The organism is Providencia sp. JGM181, from assembly GCF_018257375.1.
Classification (GTDB): Bacteria; Pseudomonadota; Gammaproteobacteria; order Enterobacterales; family Enterobacteriaceae; genus Providencia; species Providencia lanzhouensis.
Genome location: NZ_JAERJY010000271.1, coordinates 1 through 1,265 on the forward strand (window position 1 = coordinate 1; position 1,265 = coordinate 1,265).

A 1,265-nucleotide genomic window follows, 5' to 3' on the forward strand; every position below is an offset into this window, starting at 1 on the left:
TGATTTGTGAAACTAGAAATCTGTCACCATCGACTATCAAAGGCTATGAAAAATGCAAAAGTTCCCTATCAGATTTGAAAATAGCAAAGGATGGCTGTATTGAAAGCTTTAGCATGACTCGTACAAAAGATGAGTATATTAACAGTGTACATAATGAGCTTTCTGTTAAACGTGAGAAAAATAAATTGATTGGTCAAGATTCTAATGGACCAGTAGAAATGGAAATTGGAAATAATTGTTTAATTCTATCTAAAAATGATTCCGATGGTAAATTAACCTACCAGTATAATGCCGATGGCTTCATTAATAGCTCATGGGTCGCGGAACCTAAAACTAAGCTCAGTGCGTTCCACTATGATGAAAATAATCGCTCATACAATGTTTCCTATTACAATGATAATAAATTGTTTTCAGAGATTTCCGTAAGGTATACGAGTGATGAAACTAAGCCGTATGATCTTATTCTAGAAGTTAAAGTGCTCGATCAGTCTGTGCTAACTGTTGATACTCAATGTGAGTATAACCAGCAGGGCGTGTCGCATAAGTGCCAATTTGTATTGACACTTATTTCGGATGGAAAGCAAATTACATTGAAGAAACATAGTACGACGGATGCTTCATTCTATTAGTTGTAGGTCAATGGGGTGTTTTTCTCCATAGGATAAAATGCAATAAGCCCATAAGACCATGTCCCACAATATAAGCTTCGATTAGTCCTGTGAGTGTTTTATGAATATTTCTTGCTTCAGGGGCTAATGATGAGTTTTGCCACCATAAAATAAACCAAGTTACACCAGAAAGGATAACTAGCGCCAATGCACCCAGTCCAAGCCCTTGGACACTTGTTGCTAACCCTTTAGGTGAGCTGTCAGGAAGCTTTAAATTAAATAAGCTTGTGATATCGTTTTTTATCTGAGTGAGATCCCCCCATAAATAAGGATAGAAATATCTAAATCCTCGATTTGAGAGACAGACAAAAATGAGAATGGCCGCTAAAAATAATAAACAAAACCCAATGATAATGTGTAGCCAAGTAAAATAATACGCAAGACCACTTGTTGGGATTACGCCACTTTTACTGACAGACATCCAATTGCTGATGATAATTTGCCCAATGACCAATAAAAATATCATGCAATGAGTTAAGCGAATCGTGGGCGTTTGATAAACACCAAAAAACTGCCAAATAGATTTAAGGCATTGGCGCTTTACGGATTGAAGTAAAGTATTTTCTGGTTGAGACTCAATTAACGGATACTCTTTTT

At 36.4% G+C, this 1,265-nt stretch carries 2 protein-coding genes; one reads left to right on the plus strand and one right to left on the minus strand.

Annotated features, from left to right (window positions below; translation table 11 throughout):
• A partial coding sequence (locus tag JK188_RS17450) for a YnfC family lipoprotein (protein ID WP_211888699.1) occupies positions 1 to 629 on the plus strand: 629 nt, incomplete at its 5' end.
• A 7-nt stretch (positions 630 to 636) separates the two neighbouring features.
• Here the strand turns inward: JK188_RS17450 and JK188_RS17455 are convergent.
• A complete protein-coding gene (locus tag JK188_RS17455; RefSeq protein WP_336431820.1) occupies positions 637 to 1,188 on the minus strand; it encodes a cytochrome b/b6 domain-containing protein in 552 nt (183 codons plus the stop codon).
• Positions 1,189 to 1,265: the final 77 nt, after the last annotated feature.